The sequence below is a fragment of the Halobacillus campisalis genome (genome assembly GCF_030345335.1).
GTDB classification, from domain to species: Bacteria; Bacillota; Bacilli; order Bacillales; family Halobacillaceae; genus Halobacillus_A; species Halobacillus_A campisalis.
Window position 1 is genome coordinate 411,048 of record NZ_JAPVRC010000003.1, and the last position, 19,219, is coordinate 430,266.

Here is a 19,219-nt window from a genome sequence, read left to right on the forward strand (position 1 = left end):
TTAAACTTAAACTAGAAAAAAGACCACTGATTGCTTCAGTGGCCTAGGCTGATAATACTTTTCTTCCTTTACGACGACGACGAGCAAGAACGTTGCGACCATTCTTTGAGCTCATGCGGCTGCGGAAACCGTGTACTTTCTTGCGCTTACGAGTATTTGGTTGAAATGTGCGTTTCATTATATATACACCTCCTGAAAAAATTCCAATACATACATTTAAAAGGCAGTCCCGACAATTATAATCAATCCTCAACTTTATGTCAATCACTATATTCCTTCTATTAATCTTTTAAAAGCAAAAGGCGTTATATAACAGATACTGTTACACAACAGATTTTTTGTCGATTTATGAACTTTTTTAAAGAACATTCACAGGGGGTGTGTATAGTTTTTTAGAGCTTTTCAGAGTATCCACAACAAATATCGACAAGTTAATCACAAAATCTAGTACTGTGGAAAGATATTATCTACAAGTTGTTGAGGTTGTGGATAAGTTGCCGTGAACCATTGCAAGAAGTGTCTTTATCTGGTATTATATTTGTGTTTAACTGTGAATGACAAGAAACGGCAAGTAAAACTATTCACAGGTTGTGGATAACGTGTGGACATTTACTAACATCCTTGTTTAAAAACTTATCAACAGTTATGTGGATAATGATAACAACATTAAAAAACCTTTTTATAAAAGTGTGCAAACGTCCACAGATCCTCTCGAGTTTCAGGGTATCCAGCATTGCACAAATATTATACAATGTCCTTTCGATCTTTTGATTACGTTCGAAAAAGAGAACGAAAGGTTTTTTTATTTTTTAAAAAGATAGGCGGAAGGGGTGAAAACTTGGAGAATATACATGAACTATGGGATAACACCTTAGAACAAATGAAAGAAAAAATAAGTAAACCCAGCTTTGAAACGTGGTTGAAGGCGACTAAAGCCGATTCTCTCAATGAGAATACTTTGACCATTGTAGCTCCAAATGAATTCGCACGGGATTGGTTGGAAAATCAATATGAAGGATTGATTACGGAGACTCTTCAAGAGGTGACTGGAGCAGAATTATCGACTAAATTCATCATCCCGGAATCAAAGGACGACCAGCTGGAAGATGTGAAGCTTGCTGATAAAAAGGTGCCTAATGTTAGAAACGGTAATGAAGAATCTACTCAAAGTATGCTGAATTCCAAGTATACTTTCGATACCTTTGTCATTGGTTCAGGCAACCGTTTTGCGCACGCCGCTTCCCTTGCAGTCGCAGAAGCTCCGGCAAAAGCTTATAATCCTTTGTTTATTTACGGGGGAGTCGGGCTGGGTAAAACCCACTTGATGCATGCGATCGGTCATTATGTGCTCGATCACAATCCGAATGCGAAGGTTGTCTATTTATCGTCTGAAAAATTCACAAATGAGTTCATCAACTCGATCCGAGACAACAGAGCGGTCAATTTTCGGAATAAATACCGTAGTGTCGACGTTCTTCTCATTGATGATATTCAGTTCCTGGCAGGAAAAGAACAAACACAGGAAGAATTTTTCCATACGTTCAATACACTCCATGAAGAAAGTAAACAGATCGTCATTTCCAGTGATCGTCCGCCAAAAGAAATACCAACATTAGAAGACCGCCTGCGTTCTCGTTTTGAATGGGGATTGATTACGGATATCACACCTCCTGATTTAGAAACGAGAATCGCTATCCTACGGAAAAAAGCGAAAGCAGAAGGTCTTGATATTCCTAATGAAGTGATGCTCTATATCGCCAACCAGATTGATACGAACATTCGCGAATTAGAAGGTGCGCTTATCCGTGTCGTTGCTTATTCTTCACTGATCAATAGCGATATTAATGCGTCACTTGCTGCGGAAGCGTTGAAAGATATTATCCCAAGCTCTAAGCCACGAGTCATTACTATTGAGGCGATCCAGGAGATGGTCGGGGAAAAGTATAATATTCGTTTAGAGGATTTTCCAGCTAAGAAACGTACAAAATCTATAGCATTTCCACGTCAAATAGCTATGTATCTATCAAGAGAGCTAACAGATTTCTCTCTGCCGAAGATCGGTGAAGAATTCGGAGGCAGAGACCATACGACAGTCATCCATGCCCATGAGAAAATTTCAAAATTAATGGCGACGGACCAAAAGCTGCAAAAAGAGCTGGATGAAATCACAGAACAATTGAAAGCTCACTAGTTCTGGATAATGTGTATAAGTAGAACACACCCATCAACAGTCTATCCACATGTGGATAGACGCGGGTGACATGTTAAAATAAAGGTTATCCACAAATCCACAGCGCCTATTACTTCTATTACTACTTTTTTAATAATAATTAATATATATACAGGAGGAGTTTCTTCCATGAAATTTTCAATTCAAAGAGAACAATTAATGGAGAGCGTACAAAATGTAATGAAAGCCATATCGTCGAGAACGACGATTCCAATTCTTACAGGCATAAAATTAGAAGCCACTCAAGATGGAGTGAAATTAACAGGTAGTGATTCAGATATTTCGATTGAATCTTTCATTCCTGCAGAAGAAGATGGAATTGTGTATGTAGAAAATATTGAACCAGGAAGCATTGTACTTCAGGCTAAATATTTCCCAGATATCGTACGTAAACTTCCTCAAAAAGATATAGATATTGAAAGTGATGATAAACGTAATGTAACGATTCGCTCTGGTAAAGCTGAATTTCACTTAAATGGCCAGGACGCAGAAGAATATCCACAACTGCCTCAATTACATACGGAGGACAGTTTTGAATTACCTATCGATCTATTAAAAAGTTTGATTCGCCAAACCGTATTCGCCGTTTCCTCCTCAGAAACTCGTCCTATTTTGACGGGAGTACACGTGAAGCTTGAAAATGGTCATCTTCATTTCACAGCGACAGACAGTCACCGTCTGGCAGCACGTAATATTCCACTAGAGAAGAGGGAAGGGCAGGGAGAAATTCCTGCAGTGGTCATCCCAGGTAAAAGCTTGAATGAATTGAATAAAATTCTTGCCGACTCTGAAGATATTATTGAAATCAGTGTGACGGAGAATCAGGTCTTATTTAGAACTAAACATCTCTATTTCTTATCTCGTTTACTGGACGGCAATTATCCTGAGACGTCACGTTTAATTCCAGAAGAGAGTAAAACGACCGTAAAAATCGACACGAAGGAACTATTGCAGTCGATTGACCGCGCTTCTTTACTTGCTAAAGAAAACCGGAATAATGTCGTTCGCTTGATTACTCAGGAAGGGAATCAAATCGAAATCAACGGAAACTCTCCTGAAGTAGGGAACGTAGTAGAAGAAGTCGTCGCTGATTCAATTGATGGAGAAGAGTTGAAGATATCTTTCAGTGCGAAATATATGATGGATGCTTTAAAAGCTATCAATTACGATCAAGTGAAAATAGAGTTTACTGGGGCAATGCGTCCATTCCTCATTCGTCCGATCGATGATGAACAAATCTTACAATTGATTCTCCCAGTGAGAACTTACTAATTTTTATATAAGGTTCTGATAAATTTCAGTTTTACTATTCATGTAAGCTCCCTGATGTGGAAGGTTTAGTTTCGAGACTTAAGGGGAGGTTCAGGGGCTACAGGAAACGGTTCGCTTTCCGTGGGGCGGGCGCTGAGCCTCCTCGAGCTTCGCTCTGTGGGGTCTCACCTGTCCCGCTAATCCCACAGGAGTCTCGCCGTTTCCTGTAGCCCCTCTGCCTAGTAAGTATCTCGAAACAACTGGCAAACAGTAAATCCAATGACACTACACCCTTCATATCAAATGACTAGCTAATAGTACATGGATGAAGGGAGCAGGAGACTCTTTTTATATAGTTGGAAGCACTTCTTTCATCATTCTAGGGACTGGACTGAGCTGGCGATTTGAATTTAAAAAGCTGCAAACGTGATAACCACTACAGTGGAGTATATTTACCCTTCTTTTAATAAAAAGGTTCTTATTCAAGCTATGAAGTCCGTATATAGTGAAGGGCGGCGAGCCATTCCCCGCCGCCCTGATCCACTCACTTAATGAATTGAAATCAAATCTTCAACACCCCTGCCATATCCTTGAAAAACTTTTCATGAAAATCTACAACGACTTTTAATATGGTTATATAAAAATCCGTTATGAACTAAAAAATCATAGCGGTTTTTTAGTTTTCACCAAAAATTACCGGATATTTTAGCTATTTTCTGTTATATTCTTCGGTTTGCTTTTCTTAAAGCAATATCTTTAGTAAAATAGAGATAAGACAAACCATGAAAAATAGGGTGAACATATGAGCGAACGAATTGAAATATCTACGGAATACATTCCACTCGGGAAGTTTCTGAAATTGAGCAACGTAGTGGAATCAGGAGGAATGGTCAAAATTTTTCTAGACGAATTTGAAGTCTACGTCAATGGTGAACGAGAGCAGCGCCGCGGACGAAAACTTTACCTGGGAGATGTTGTGAATATTCCTGCATTTGGAGCATATGAGGTTGTCCGGGAGGAATAGTCCCGGCAGCTTCCTTTTCTGATGTACTTAAATGAATTGTCGATGCGATCATTCAGAAATTATGATCAGCTCTCATTGACCTTTAACCACACGATCAATGTCATCATTGGTGAAAACGCCCAGGGGAAAACCAATTTGATGGAAGCCATTTATGCATTAGCTTTCACTCGTTCACATCGAACGCCTCGTGATAAAGAACTCATACACTGGGACGCTGAGTATGCTAAAATAAAAGGTAGTATCTATAAACGGAATCGACGCTTTCCTCTTGAGATCATCTATTCAAAAAAAGGGAAAAAAGCGAAGCTTAATCATATTGAACAGAAAAGGTTGAGTGATTATATAGGCGCACTCAATGTCGTCATGTTTGCACCTGAGGATTTGAACCTTGTCAAAGGGAGCCCTCAGGTGCGTCGTCGGTTTATTGACATGGAAATCGGCCAAATTCAGCCGAGGTATATTTACCACCTCGGTCAATTCCAGAAAATTCTCAGACAGCGGAACCACTCCTTGAAAGAGCTTCAAAGAAAACCGGGAGCTGACCGGACGATGCTGCGTGTACTGACAGATCAACTCATTGAGCATGCCACGACGATTGTCGAGCGACGTTTTAAATTCCTCCACCTTCTAAGGACGTGGGCTGCCCCCATCCATAAAGGCATCAGCCGGGACTTAGAAACGTTGGAAATCGCCTATTCTGCTAGTGTGAAAGTATCAGAGCATATGAATTTGGAAACAATAAAAGCAAGCTTTGAAGAAAAGTTCAAAGAGATAGAAGATAAAGAGGTCGACCGCGGGACAACATTAGCTGGACCACATCGGGACGATTTAGTTTTTTATGTAAATGGAAAAGATGTACAGACTTTCGGATCCCAGGGCCAGCAGCGCACGACTGCCCTTTCTTTAAAACTTGCTGAGATAGAATTGATTCACAGCGAAGTGGGAGAATATCCGATTCTATTGCTGGACGATGTGTTAAGTGAACTTGATGACTATCGTCAGTCCCACTTACTGCATACCATCCAGGGAAAAGTACAAACGTTTGTGTCGACAACGAGCATCGATGGTATAGAGCATGAAGCCTTGAAAGAGGCAGAGATTTTTCATGTGAAAGAAGGCACGATCGAAGTTCAGAAATGAGGTGACAAGTTGTTCATTCACATTGGGGATGATCACGTGATCCAGTCGAAGGATGTCGTAAGTATAGTAGATCATAGTTTGTTGAGTTCCTCCTCGATCATCGAAGAGATGGTGTTTAACCAGAGGAAGGAAAAACGAGTGATAGAGTCCAAAGAATCGGACCCTAAAGCCATCGTTATTACAAAAGATTATATATATTTCAGTCCGTTATCTGTTTACACGTTGAAAAAACGCGCAAATATGATGACGACTCTAAATAGATTAGAAGATTTTTCTGATGAATTTGAAGCTTGAGCATATACCAATTGAGAAATGTAGGTGACGTACCATGAAAGAAGATATTTTAGAGGGAAACCAGGCTTATGATGAGAATCAGATACAGGTACTCGAAGGGCTGGAAGCCGTACGAAAACGCCCGGGTATGTATATCGGTTCAACGAACGAGAAAGGTCTCCATCACCTTGTTTGGGAAATCGTCGATAACAGTATCGATGAAGCAATGGCCGGTCACTGTGATCAAATTCAAGTCATCATTGAAGAGGATAACAGTATTACCGTCACGGATAACGGGCGCGGTGTACCTGTAGGAATGCACGAAAAAGCTGGCCGCCCGGCAGTGGAAGTTATTATGACCGTACTTCACGCAGGCGGTAAATTCGGAGGCGGCGGTTATAAGGTCTCCGGCGGACTGCATGGTGTCGGGGCTTCTGTTGTAAACGCGCTCTCTTCTAAGCTTGAAATCTTTGTTCATAGAGACGGGAAAATCCATTACCAGGAATACCACCGAGGCGTGCCTCAAGAAGATCTGAAAGTAATCGGTGATACAGAGATTACAGGGACGCGTATCCACTTTGTACCGGACGAAGAGATTTTCTCTGAGACTAAGGAATACAATTACGAGACATTAGCTAACCGTATTCGCGAACTCGCTTTCCTGAACAAAGGACTTACGATTACGATCGACGATAAGCGGAGCGATCAGGAGCCACAAGCTTATTATTACGAAGGCGGGATCGTTTCATACGTTGAACATATGAACCGTACACGTGAACCTCTTCATGATGCATTTTTCATTGAAGATGAACAGGACGGTATTTCAATTGAAATCGCGATGCAGTACAACGATGGATTTGCGAGCAATCTTTATTCGTATGCTAATAACATTCATACGTACGAGGGCGGAACTCATGAATCTGGTTTTAAAACGGGATTGACTCGAGTGATCAATGATTACGCCCGTAAAAATAATATGTTCAAAGAAACGGATCCTAATTTGACCGGAGATGATGTACGCGAAGGATTAACGGCTATTGTTTCTATCAAACATCCGGATCCACAGTTCGAAGGTCAGACGAAGACGAAATTAGGGAATAGTGAAGCCCGTACGATTACGGACGGTTTATTCTCTGAAGGATTATCAAAATTCTTATTTGAAAATCCTGATGTTGCCAAGAAGGTTGTAGAAAAAGGATTGATGGCTTCCAGAGCACGTATGGCTGCTAAAAAAGCCCGTGAACTGACTCGCCGGAAAAACGCGCTTGAAGTGTCCAACCTTCCAGGGAAACTGGCGGACTGCTCTTCTAAAGATGCGAATATATCCGAGCTTTACGTCGTTGAGGGTGACTCCGCCGGAGGATCCGCTAAGCAAGGGCGAGACCGTCATTTCCAGGCGATTCTTCCGTTACGTGGAAAAATCATCAACGTAGAGAAAGCCCGTCTCGACAAAATTTTATCGAATAACGAAGTACGTACGATCATAACGGCTTTAGGTACAGGCATCGGTGAAGAATTCGATATTGCAAAAGCCCGATATCATAAAATCGTCATCATGACGGATGCCGATGTTGATGGTGCTCACATTCGGACTTTGCTGCTTACATTCTTCTATCGCTATATGCGTCCATTGATCGAGTATGGCTATATTTATATCGCCCAGCCGCCGTTGTATAAAATTCAGCAAGGTAAATCGATCTATTACACGTACAGTGATAAACAGCTGGATGACATCTATAAAGAGCTGCCAAGCTCACCAAAACCAAGTGTCCAGCGCTATAAGGGTCTTGGTGAGATGAACCCTGAACAGCTGTGGGAAACGACAATGGATCCTGAAACGCGGACGCTTCTTCAAGTAAACCTTGAGGATGCGATCAGTGCTGATGAAACATTTGATATTTTGATGGGCGATAAAGTAGAGCCTCGTCGTAATTTTATCGAAGAAAACGCACAGTACGTGAAGAACTTAGATATATAAGAGATATATAAGAAATATAAGGGCGGCTTTAACGTGGACCCTGCAGGTTAACTAGGAGGTAATGAGATGGTCGATCAACCCGAACGCAAGCGCGTCGAGGAAGTGAATATAAGCAATGAAATGAGAACCTCATTTCTGGATTACGCTATGAGTGTAATCGTTGCTCGTGCCCTTCCTGATGTGCGCGATGGTTTAAAACCGGTTCACCGGCGGATTTTGTACGCAATGCATGACTTAGGTATGCATTCGGACAAAGCTTATAAGAAATCAGCTCGTATCGTAGGAGAGGTTATCGGTAAGTACCACCCCCACGGGGACTCTGCGGTATACGACACGATGGTGCGTATGGCCCAGGATTTTGCTTATCGGAACATGCTCGTGGATGGACATGGGAACTTCGGTTCTGTCGATGGAGATGCGGCAGCTGCGATGCGTTATACGGAAGCGCGCATGTCCAAGATTTCCATGGAGATTTTGCGTGATATCAATAAAGATACGATTGATTATGCAGATAACTATGACGGCACAGAAAGAGAGCCTGTCGTATTGCCGGCAAGGTTCCCTAACCTCCTTGTAAATGGTGGAGCGGGTATTGCCGTCGGAATGGCTACGAACATTCCGCCACATCAGCTCGGTGAAGTGATTGATGGTGTGCTGGCTGTAAGTAAAGATCCTGATATTACGGTACAGGAACTGATGGAAGAATATATTTATGGTCCTGATTTCCCTACTCATGGCCAAATCCTTGGAATTAGCGGGATAAGGAAAGCCTATGAAACTGGGAAAGGCTCGATTACTATCCGTGCAAAAGTGGATATCGAGGAGCAGGCGAATGGAAAATCTCGCCTTATTGTGACAGAGCTTCCTTACCAGGTGAACAAGGCCCGCCTAGTAGAGAAAATCGCTGATCTGGCCCGCGATAAGAAAATCGATGGGATTACCGATCTTCGTGACGAATCCGATCGTAACGGTATGCGTGTCGTCATAGAACTTCGCCGTGATGCGAATCCAAACGTACTCCTGAATAACTTATATAAAATGACGGCCTTGCAGACGTCATTTGGAATTAATATTCTCGCACTTGTAGATGGCCAGCCGAAGGTCCTGAATTTAAAACAGTGCCTGGAATATTATTTAGAACACCAGAAAGTCGTCATCAAACGCCGTACCGCTTACGAACTGCGGAAGGCTGAAGCGAGAGCTCATATTTTAGAAGGGCTGCGTATCGCTCTTGATCATTTGGATGAAGTGATCAAACTGATCCGTGGTTCCCAAACGACTGAAATCGCTCGAAACGGTTTGATTGAGCGCTTCGGACTTTCTGAAAAACAAGCTCAAGCGATTTTAGACATGCGTCTGCAGCGTCTTACAGGTTTAGAACGTGAAAAAATTGAAGAAGAATATCAAGAACTTAAAAAGCTGATTGATGAATTGAAAGCTATTTTAGCTGATGAAGAAAAAGTTCTCGAAATCATTCGGGAAGAGCTTCTTGAGATTAAAGAGCGTTTCAATGACGAGCGTCGTACAGAAATCATGCTTGGCGGGACAGACTTTATTGAAGATGAAGACTTGATCCCGGAAGAAACCGTCATCGTATCACTAACCCACCAGGGTTACGTGAAACGTCTGCCTGCCAGTACGTATCGTTCTCAGCGCAGAGGCGGCCGCGGTGTTCAGGGAATGGGAACTCACCAGGAAGACTTCGTCGAGCACTTGTTATCGACCTCGACGCACAATACGCTGCTGTTCTTCTCCAATAAAGGAAAAGTATATAAAGCTAAAGGATATGAAGTTCCAGAGTTCAGCCGTACAGCCAAGGGGATTCCAATCATCAACATGCTGAACATCGAACGAGATGAATGGATCAACGCCGTAATCGCGGTCGAAGATTTCGTCGATGACTGGTATTTCATTTTCACAACGAAAAATGGAATCACGAAGCGGACAAGCATTTCTCAATTCGCTAACATCCGTAGAGGCGGACTGATCGCACTAGGTCTTCGCGAAGATGATGAATTGATTTCTGTGAAGCTGACAAACGGTGAGCAGGATATTATGATCGGAACGCAAAACGGTTATGTGATCCGTTTTAATGAAGATCAAATCCGTACAATGGGTCGTTCAGCTGCTGGAGTTAAAGGAATCTCTCTCAGAGAAGACGATAAAGTCGTGTCCATGGAAATCATCCACGACGATCTTCAAGTTCTTACGGTCACGAACAAAGGGTTCGGTAAACGTACGCCTGCTGAAGATTATCGAATTACGAACCGTGGCGGTAAAGGGATTATCACTTGTAATCTGACCGAGAAAAACGGTCGTGTCGTCGCTACCAAAGCAGTGACGGGTGAAGAAGATGTCATGATCATTACTGCTCAAGGTGTGCTCATCCGTATGCCGGTGGAAAGCATATCTGAGACAGGACGAAATACACAAGGGGTCAGGCTTATTCGTCTTCAGAACGAAGAAGAAGTCGCGACCGTTGCTCGTATTGAGTCTGAAAAAGAGGAAGAAGAGCTGATTGAGGAAGCTCTTGAGGCGCAAGAAGCCCAAGAAACAACTCAAGAAGATGGAAACGATCCGGTATTACCAGAAGATAAGCCTGAAGAAGAGTAATCCATTATTATAAGAAGCCGCCTGCCATTTATGAGGCAGTGCGGCTTCTTTTTTACATATTTACATCGTAAAGAAGAGGTGAAATCCATGGAAGTCCATCCTTCCCAATTAATATCAGGGTGCATCCTTACGAAAGACGTGATGGGAAAAACAAACTCTCCCATTATTCCTAAGCATACGGTACTGGATCCTATACATATCAACGTTTTACATGAATTTCTTATCGCTTCTGTAGAAGTTGGCCCGAAGCTTTCAAACGGCCAGCCATTTGTGCCTGATAAAAAAGAAAATCCCCCACCACGACAAGACACCTACACGAAAAAAACTGCAATACCCAAAGATCTCCCCTTTCATGAATACTACCTGGAAGCAGTAAAAACTTATGAACAATGGTTTGAGCATTGGCAGGGTGGTTCCTCTATTGATATGAAGGAAATCCGCACCTTTATGGTCCCTTTGATCGAACAGGCGGTTCACTCCACTAGAGATGTTTTCTTACTTCATCACTATTCAACAGAAACCAATTACTTAGCTCATCACAGCGTAGCCACGGGCTTGATTTCCGCCTATTTGACGGCGAAGCTCGGTTATTCCCGCGGAGAGTGGCTGCAGGCGGGGCTGGCTGGATTGTTAAGTGATTGCGGCATGGCACGGATTGATACGAGGATCTTACATAAAACAAACGCCCTCGATGAAGCGGAGTATGAAGAAATCAAAAAACATGCAGCCTACTCTTATCGTCTAGTAGAAAACATTCCTTCATTAAGCAGCCAGGCGAAGCTGGGCATCCTCCAGCATCATGAGCGGCTGGATGGAAGCGGGTATCCGCTTGGTTTACGACAGAATAAAATCCATCAATTCGCTCAGATCATTGCGGTAAGCGACATGTATCACGCAATGACATCAGAAAGAGTTTACCGAAAAAAACAGTCTCCTTATAAAGTGCTGGAAGAAATTATAAAAGAACAGTTCGGACGATATGATCATACCGTCATTCAGCTTTTCGTCAAAGAGATGACGAACTTTTCTACAGGAACGAAAGTGAGATTGACGACAAGTCAAAGGGGGGAGATCATCTTCATTGATCCCGCTCACCCTACACGCCCCATGGTTCAGCTTGAGGAAAACGGTGAAATCATCGCTCTTAGCCAGCAGTCGCATGTGCATATAGACGAAGTAGTAGAGTCATGAAAAAGACCGGTCTTATTAAGACCGGTCTTTTAACCATGAAGAAATAGAAAGGGAGATCCGGTCGGCCATCGATTCTAAAAAATGAAAAATGAACACGTAATCTTCACGGTCGCGTAATTGATTCATTTCCCCCCACCATTCTCCTTCATAACGGACGAGCATACTTAAATTGTAGAGTACGGCGAATTCTGCTGCCAATTCTGGAAATAGCGGTGCTTGTTCGGTTGTGTCTTTTTTAAATTCATACATTTTTTTCATACAGGAGAGGGGTTTTAAAAGGTCGTTCATCATCACTTTCGCTGGAAATTCAGAAATGTTGAACATTGTTTTCGCTGCGTAAGGAAAAAGACCATCCGGTTGAATGCGAATCTCATCTTCTAAAAAACGGTAATGCTGTTTTTTCCTTTTCCTTGTAGAAAGCCCATGAGCCAGAACCCGCGCGGAAGCAGGATATTCGGGGTCAACGGTAATGATACAGCTTTTTAAAAAGTGGGTGAGACTATAATAATAAAGGAGCGGCTGTACGCTGAAAGTGGTGTTCTTTGCAGCTGATAAATATTCTTCTCCTAATTGCAAACCATAAGAGAAACGTTCAGCATTTTGATAGGCGTGGAGCTTTGCTTGATCCACACCTGCTGCCTGGTATCTCATTAGTAAATATTCCCTAGTATGGGAAGTCGATTTTAAGTAATTGAGGTAGGTTGTCGTTTCATTCGTCAATATTGTTCTCCTTTCTTATGATTTCAGCGTATTCCGCTGATTTTTTATCCTTGAAAAAGCACTGCTGTTGTCGTATTGTAAATAACAATAAGAAAGTGAATAAAACCATTACCCACTTACTTTCCCCATAATTACCCAAACTATTTAAGGAGAGGATCAAGCATGCGCGAGGATAAGTTTACGAAAGAAGGATTAACGTTTGATGATGTTCTGCTGCTTCCGGCTAAATCGGATGTGCTCCCAAGGGACGTTTCCTTAGCAACAGAATTATCACCTACGTTAAAGCTTAATATGCCGATTTTAAGTGCCGGCATGGATACGGTGACAGAAGCGCCTATGGCGATTGGAATGGCTCGTCAAGGAGGCCTTGGCATCATTCATAAAAACATGTCGATAGAAGAGCAGGCAGAACATGTGGATCGTGTGAAGCGGTCAGAGAGCGGAGTCATCACGAATCCATTTTTCCTGACACCAGAGCATCAAGTGTATGATGCGGAGCATTTGATGGGGAAATTCCGGATTTCTGGAGTACCGATCGTCGATAACGAAGAGAACCAGAAGCTCGTAGGTATTCTTACCAATCGTGATCTTCGATTCATGGATGATTACTCACGTTCGATCAGCGAAGTGATGACACGGGACAACCTCGTCACTGCCCCTGTAGGAACAACGCTTGATGAAGCAGAGAAAATCCTGCAGCAGCATAAGATCGAAAAACTGCCGATGGTCGATAATAATGGCATCCTTAAAGGATTAATCACCATTAAAGATATCGAAAAAGTTATTGAGTTTCCTTTATCAGCTAAGGATGAACAAGGGCGTCTGCTGGTCGGTGCAGCTGTCGGCGTTACGGCGGATGCGATGACACGAATTGATAAGCTTGTCGAAGCAAATGTCGATGCCTTAGTGGTCGATACAGCTCACGGACATTCGCAGGGGGTAATCGAACAGGTGAAGCGGATTCGGGCTAAGTATCCGGATATCAACATCATCGCAGGTAATGTAGGGACACCTGAAGCGACTCGTGAACTGATTGAAGCGGGTGTCGATGTTGTAAAAGTAGGGATTGGTCCGGGATCGATTTGTACGACGCGTGTTGTTGCCGGTGTCGGAGTTCCTCAAATTACAGCAGTCAACGACTGTGCTATGGAAGCGGAAAAGTACGGTATTCCTGTGATTGCTGACGGCGGGATCAAATATTCCGGCGACATCGCGAAAGCCATTGCCGCTGGCGGACATGCTGTTATGCTTGGAAGCCTACTTGCCGGTGTTTCAGAAAGTCCTGGCGAAACGGAAATTTTTCAGGGCCGCCGCTTTAAAGTTTATCGCGGCATGGGTTCAGTCAGTGCAATGGAATCCGGATCCAAGGATCGTTATTTCCAAAGCGATTCCGAATCGAAAAAACTTGTGCCTGAAGGAATCGAAGGCCGCATGCCTTATAAAGGACCGCTGAGCGATTCTATCCATCAATTATTAGGGGGATTGCGTTCAGGCATGGGATATTGCGGAGCGAGAGGAATTGAAGAGCTTCGTAAGGATGCCAAATTTATTAGAATTACCGGGGCAGGTCTCCGCGAGAGCCATCCTCATGATGTGCAAATCACGAAAGAGGCACCTAACTACTCCATTTGATCCAAAAAAAATACTATAGACAGGGACTATTCCCTGTCTATTTTTTTATAAACGCCTATGGTAGAATAATAAGGATGCATATTATTATTCCGTGGAGGTTGAAAAATTTGAAACAAAGTTTACAAGCATCAGCGGCCATCGTCATGGTCCTAGTTTTAAGCATTTTTGCGGTTTTTGGAAATCCTGAGGCTACATATGCAGACTCGGTAGAAGTGGAAGCAGAATCAGCCATATTAGTGGACGCACAGTCCGGTAAAATTTTATTTGAAAAAGAAGCTGATCTAACATTACCTCCAGCCAGTATGACGAAAATGATGACAGAATATCTCGTATTAGAGGCTATTGAAGAAGGCGACATAGAATGGGAAACAACGACTCAAATAAGTGATTATCCATATAGTATTTCGGCTAACGCTACGTTTTCTGGAGTTGGCTTAACACAAAGTCAGGATTACACAGTTCGTGAACTTTACGAAGCTATGGCAATTAATTCTGATAACGGAACATCAATTGCTTTAGCAGAATTAGTGGCAGGTTCAGAAGGCGAATTTGTAAATATGATGAATGAAAAAGCAGAAGAATTAGGGATGACAGATTACCAATTTGTAAACTCAACGGGTCTTGAAAATGAAGATTTAGGTGAAAATTATCCTGAAGGTACAGAAAGAGAAGATACGAATCTACTATCCGCTCGTTCTTCAGCTATTTTAGCCTATCACCTAGTGAATGATTACCCTGAATCTCTTGAAATCTCGTCTATACCAACGACAGAATTCGATGGACAGGAAATCATCAACTGGAACCGGATGCTTCCAGGCATGCCGGGACAGTTGGCAGCCGGCAGTTATGAAGGTGTAGATGGATTAAAAACAGGATTTACGGATCTTGCCGGATTCAGCTTCACTGGAACTGCCGAGCGTGACGACCGTCGTCTAATCTCTGTCGTCATGAAAACAGATAGTGAAGAGGCAAGGTTTGAAGAAACAAAGAAACTTTTTGAATATGGCTTCAATGAGTTCAGTCAACAAGAATTGTTCCAGGCCGGTCACCAAGTGGATGACAATTCCACAGTTGAAGTATCTAAAGGAAAAGAAGATTCCGTAGAATTGGAAATCGCAGAGGGCATCACGGCTCCAGTTAAAGAAGGAGAAGAAGAACAATACGCAGTCACTGTGAACCTTTCAGAAGAAGCCTTAGATAAAAACGGCAAATTGGAAGCCCCTTTTGATCAGGGAGAAAAAGTGGGAACCGCTGAACTCGTTTATAATGGGGAAGAATCTTATAAAGATCTTCAAACAGGGGAACCCTTAAGAACAGAAGTAGATGTTGTTACGGTTTCAAGTGTGGAAAAAGCGAATTGGTTCATGCTCACTATTGGAGGAATCGGTGATTTCTTCAGTGATATCTTTTCTAGTGCAGTAAGTATGGTAAAAGGCTGGTTCTAGGCCAAATACCCAATTTATTTAGTAGGATTTAGTTTGCGTATGCGTTACAATAGAACGTAAGGGAATTTTTTGTTTAATTAAAAAATGATCGACTATTATAGATCACATTGGGAGGAATTATCATGGCTCAAACAGGTACAGATCGCGTTAAACGCGGAATGGCAGAAATGCAAAAAGGCGGCGTCATCATGGACGTAGTAAACGCAGAACAAGCAAAAATCGCTGAAGAAGCAGGTGCAGTTGCGGTTATGGCACTGGAACGTGTTCCATCTGATATCCGTGCAGCAGGCGGAGTAGCTCGTATGGCTGATCCTACAATCGTAGAAGAAGTTATGAACGCTGTATCCATCCCTGTTATGGCAAAAGCGCGTATCGGCCATATTACTGAAGCTCGTGTATTGGAATCTATGGGTGTGGATTACATCGATGAGAGTGAAGTATTAACTCCTGCTGATGAAATTTATCACATTAAAAAAGATGATTATACTGTGCCATTCGTATGTGGATGCCGTAATATCGGCGAAGCGACTCGTCGTATTCGTGAAGGAGCTTCCATGCTTCGTACAAAAGGTGAGCCAGGTACAGGAAACATTGTAGAAGCTGTAAGCCACATGCGTCAGATTCAATCTCAAATCCGTCAGCTGCAGAGCATGTCTGATGATGAAGTGATGGTGTACGCTAAAGAACATGGCGCTCCATTCGACCTTCTGCTTGAGATTCGCGAAGAAGGACGTCTTCCTGTCGTAAACTTTGCGGCTGGCGGTATCGCTACACCTTCAGATGCGTCTCTTATGATGCAGTTAGGAGCAGACGGTGTATTCGTCGGTTCAGGAATCTTTAAATCAGATAACCCTGCTAAATTTGCTCGTGCCATTGTTGAAGCGACAACACATTATGACGATTACAAACTGATCGCAGAAATTTCTAAAGGCCTGGGTACGGCGATGAAAGGTCTTGAAATGAACACTCTTAGTCAAGATCAGCGCATGCAGGATAGAAGTCAGTAGGTCTTCATAAAACGGAGAGATCCTGTCAGCTACGAGAAGCATAAACAAAAAGGAGACATGCATCATGACGACGATTGGTGTATTAGCGCTCCAGGGAGCTTTTCGTGAACATATCCGTTCCGTAGAAGCATCCGGAGCCAAAGGAATACTTGTGAAAAGAATTGAACAACTGGATGAAATTGATGGATTGATTATACCGGGCGGAGAAAGCACGACGATCCGCCGCCTGATCGATAAATATAATTTCTTAGAACCCATTCGTCAGTTTGGAAAGCAGGGAAAACCGATTTTCGGGACTTGTGCTGGATTAATCTTGTTAGCATCCGAAATTGATGGCTCCTACGATGTGCATTTAGGTCTGATGGATATCCGCGTCCGCCGAAACGCATTTGGACGTCAGCGTGAGAGTTTTGAAGCGGATCTTGATATCAAAGGCGTAGCCGACCAGTATAATGCTGTCTTTATTCGAGCACCCTATATTGAAGGGGTCGGAAAAGAAGCTTCCGTGTTAGCTACGTATAAAGGCAATATCGTGGCCGCTCAACAAGACAATTTCTTAGCCTGTTCTTTCCACCCAGAGCTGACTGATGATCATAGAATCACCGAGCATTTTGTAAAAATGGTGGAAGAAGCGAAAAAATCTCTTGCATCTTAAGAGACATTCCGCTATTCTTATTTGAAAGACGAAGCTGATCTTCGTTTACTAAAATTAAAACGTTAAACGCGATGATAGGAACTAGTAACAGTTTACTCTTTTTTGAAGAGAGTCAGTGGCTGGTGAAAACTGATAAAAGAGTGCTGAGAATCCATCCTTGAGTTGTTTGCCTGAAATAAAGTAGGGTGAACCGGTCCTCGCCGTTATGAGCTAAGCCGGAAGATCTTTGTATCTTCAATCAGGGTGGTATCGCGGGAATGTATAACAAACTCTCGTCCCTTTATTCAATTAAAGGGGCGGGAGTTTTTTTATTTTTATCGATGGTCATGGGCCTGGCGTGATGCTATATGGCTGATTTGATCAAAACATATCTGATGGGCCAATTTACGAAGGAGGAATGTACGATGTTAGACATGAAGTATTTGCGTCAGAATTTCGAAGAAGTGAAACAAAAGCTCCAAAAAAGAGGGGAAGATTTATCTGAGCTTGATACGTTCGGCGATTTAGACAGCCGCCGCCGTGAGCTGATTCAAGAAACGGAAGATTTGAAAGCACGTCGAAATGACGTATCTAAAGAAATTTCTCTCTTGAAGAAAGAAAAGCAGGATGCCGATTCTAAAATCACAGAAATGCGTGAAGTGGGCGACCGTATTAAAGAATTGGATACCGAGCTGAAGACGGTAGAGGAACGTTTGGACATTCTTCTCTTATCTATTCCGAATATCCCGCACGAAAGCGTACCTGTAGGTGAAGACGAAGAAGATAACGTAGAGGCTAGAGCGTGGGGCGATCTGCCGAAATTTGATTTTGAAGCTAAGCCGCACTGGGATGTAGCTACGGATTTGAACATCGTTGATTTTGAGCGAGCTGCTAAAGTTACAGGAAGCCGTTTCGTCTTTTATAGAGGCTTAGGTGCCCGTTTGGAACGCGCGTTACTGAACTTCATGATGGACTTGCATTCTGACGAGCATGGCTACCAGGAAATGCTTCCTCCTCAAATGGTAAACCGTACATCTATGACAGGGACTGGACAGCTGCCTAAATTCGAAGAGGACGCTTTTAAAGTGGAAGACTGGGATTACTTCCTCGTGCCGACAGCAGAGGTTCCAGTGACCAATTATCATCGGGACGAAATCTTAAAAATAGACGAACTTCCGCAGAAATTTGTCGCATTCAGCACGAATTTCCGTTCTGAAGCAGGCTCTGCCGGTCGTGATACACGCGGCCTTATCCGCCAGCACCAGTTCAACAAAGTCGAGCTCGTTCAATTTGCAAAGCCGGAAGATTCTTATGATGTATTGGAGGAACTGACCGGACATGCTGAAAAAGTGCTGCAGTTATTAAAGCTTCCTTACCGTGTCATGAGCATGTGTACAGGAGATTTAGGCTTCACAGCCGCTAAGAAATACGATATCGAGGTTTGGATTCCAAGCAACGACACATACCGTGAAATCAGCTCTTGCTCAAACTTTGAAGATTTCCAGGCGCGACGAGCGGGCATCCGTTTCCGCCGCGAAGAAAAAGGCAAGCCGGAATACGTCCATACCTTAAATGGTTCCGGACTGGCGATCGGACGTACCGTTGCCGCGATATTAGAGAACTATCAGCAGGCTGATGGATCTGTTGCTGTTCCAGAAGTACTTCAACCATATATGGGTGGAAAAGAAGTTATTAAATAAAGAGGATAGTGAACTGGCTCATATAATGAGCCAGTTTTTTACTCACATAGACATATGATTATTTCCGAGGAAATAATATAAATTCTGAGCCGAATTTTTTTAGATATTGTTGACTCAAAAGCAGGTTATTAGTATAATAGTCAAGCAGTCAAAGGACTGAAACAACTTTTTTTAAAAAAAGTTGGCAAAAATATTGACGGATTTTGCGAGCCGTGATATATTATTAATTGTCGTCAAACGGAGGAATACCCAAGTCTGGCTGAAGGGATTGGTCTTGAAAACCAACAGGGGCTTCACGGCCCGCGGGGGTTCGAATCCCTCTTCCTCCTCCATTTTAACATCAACAATAGCGCATAAATATTGGAGATTATAGAACAAAAA

The 19,219-nt window shown here is 42.8% G+C and carries 15 protein-coding genes, 1 tRNA gene and 1 other annotated feature; of the genes, 14 read left to right on the top strand and 2 right to left on the bottom strand.

The window, feature by feature from the left end; all coding sequences use genetic code 11:
* Positions 1 to 43: 43 nt before the first annotated feature.
* Positions 44 to 178: a 50S ribosomal protein L34 gene (rpmH, locus tag O2Q26_RS09525; protein ID WP_253936216.1), complete on the bottom strand. Its 135-nt coding sequence runs from the start codon at positions 176 to 178 to the stop codon at positions 44 to 46.
* 660 nt (positions 179 to 838) lie between these two features.
* Between rpmH and dnaA the strand changes: the two genes are divergently transcribed.
* From dnaA to O2Q26_RS09565, 8 genes are all read left to right on the top strand, one after another.
* On the top strand, positions 839 to 2,191 hold the full coding sequence (dnaA, locus tag O2Q26_RS09530) for a chromosomal replication initiator protein DnaA (RefSeq protein ID WP_253936217.1): 1,353 nt from the start codon (positions 839 to 841) through the stop codon (positions 2,189 to 2,191).
* Positions 2,192 to 2,359: 168 nt separating this feature from the next.
* Positions 2,360 to 3,502, top strand: a complete 1,143-nt coding sequence (gene dnaN / locus O2Q26_RS09535) for a DNA polymerase III subunit beta (protein WP_289215682.1) — start codon at positions 2,360 to 2,362, stop codon at positions 3,500 to 3,502.
* A gap of 781 nt (positions 3,503 to 4,283) precedes the next feature.
* Complete coding sequence (gene yaaA, locus O2Q26_RS09540; protein ID WP_253936219.1) at positions 4,284 to 4,505, top strand: S4 domain-containing protein YaaA; 222 nt, start codon at positions 4,284 to 4,286, stop codon at positions 4,503 to 4,505.
* A gap of 21 nt (positions 4,506 to 4,526) precedes the next feature.
* Positions 4,527 to 5,645, top strand: coding sequence for a DNA replication/repair protein RecF (recF, locus tag O2Q26_RS09545; RefSeq protein WP_289215683.1), 1,119 nt, complete (start codon positions 4,527 to 4,529; stop codon positions 5,643 to 5,645).
* A gap of 9 nt (positions 5,646 to 5,654) precedes the next feature.
* Positions 5,655 to 5,939 carry an extracellular matrix regulator RemB gene (remB, locus tag O2Q26_RS09550; protein WP_253936221.1) on the top strand — a complete coding sequence of 95 codons (285 nt, stop codon included), beginning with the start codon at positions 5,655 to 5,657 and terminating at the stop codon, positions 5,937 to 5,939.
* A gap of 34 nt (positions 5,940 to 5,973) precedes the next feature.
* Positions 5,974 to 7,896: a DNA topoisomerase (ATP-hydrolyzing) subunit B gene (gyrB, locus tag O2Q26_RS09555; protein WP_253936222.1), complete on the top strand. Its 1,923-nt coding sequence runs from the start codon at positions 5,974 to 5,976 to the stop codon at positions 7,894 to 7,896.
* Positions 7,897 to 7,962: 66 nt separating this feature from the next.
* Positions 7,963 to 10,509: a DNA gyrase subunit A gene (gene gyrA, locus O2Q26_RS09560; protein WP_289215684.1), complete on the top strand. Its 2,547-nt coding sequence runs from the start codon at positions 7,963 to 7,965 to the stop codon at positions 10,507 to 10,509.
* Positions 10,510 to 10,596: 87 nt separating this feature from the next.
* Positions 10,597 to 11,700 (top strand): HD-GYP domain-containing protein, encoded by a 1,104-nt coding sequence (locus tag O2Q26_RS09565; RefSeq protein WP_289215685.1) that lies wholly within the window; start codon positions 10,597 to 10,599, stop codon positions 11,698 to 11,700.
* Positions 11,701 to 11,715: 15 nt separating this feature from the next.
* Here the strand turns inward: O2Q26_RS09565 and O2Q26_RS09570 are convergent, their stop codons facing one another.
* Positions 11,716 to 12,420 (bottom strand): YaaC family protein, encoded by a 705-nt coding sequence (locus O2Q26_RS09570; RefSeq protein WP_289215686.1) that lies wholly within the window; start codon positions 12,418 to 12,420, stop codon positions 11,716 to 11,718.
* 162 nt (positions 12,421 to 12,582) lie between these two features.
* Between O2Q26_RS09570 and guaB the strand changes: the two genes are divergently transcribed.
* The 6 genes from guaB (at position 12,583) to O2Q26_RS09600 (ending at position 19,170) form a co-directional block, all read left to right on the top strand.
* Positions 12,583 to 14,052, top strand: a complete 1,470-nt coding sequence (guaB, locus tag O2Q26_RS09575; RefSeq protein ID WP_253936226.1) for an IMP dehydrogenase — start codon at positions 12,583 to 12,585, stop codon at positions 14,050 to 14,052.
* Positions 14,053 to 14,159: 107 nt separating this feature from the next.
* A complete protein-coding gene (locus O2Q26_RS09580) occupies positions 14,160 to 15,497 on the top strand; it encodes a serine hydrolase (RefSeq protein ID WP_390216174.1) in 1,338 nt (445 codons plus the stop codon).
* Positions 15,498 to 15,619: 122 nt separating this feature from the next.
* Positions 15,620 to 16,504, top strand: a complete 885-nt coding sequence (gene pdxS, locus O2Q26_RS09585) for a pyridoxal 5'-phosphate synthase lyase subunit PdxS (protein WP_289215687.1) — start codon at positions 15,620 to 15,622, stop codon at positions 16,502 to 16,504.
* Between the two features lie 64 nt (positions 16,505 to 16,568).
* Complete coding sequence (gene pdxT / locus O2Q26_RS09590; protein WP_253936228.1) at positions 16,569 to 17,159, top strand: pyridoxal 5'-phosphate synthase glutaminase subunit PdxT; 591 nt, start codon at positions 16,569 to 16,571, stop codon at positions 17,157 to 17,159.
* A 62-nt stretch (positions 17,160 to 17,221) separates the two neighbouring features.
* Positions 17,222 to 17,442: a binding site (T-box leader), on the top strand.
* Between the two features lie 121 nt (positions 17,443 to 17,563).
* Positions 17,564 to 18,838 (top strand): serine--tRNA ligase, encoded by a 1,275-nt coding sequence (serS, locus tag O2Q26_RS09595; protein ID WP_289215688.1) that lies wholly within the window; start codon positions 17,564 to 17,566, stop codon positions 18,836 to 18,838.
* Between the two features lie 239 nt (positions 18,839 to 19,077).
* A tRNA-Ser gene (locus tag O2Q26_RS09600) sits at positions 19,078 to 19,170 on the top strand.
* Positions 19,171 to 19,219 lie beyond the last annotated feature (49 nt).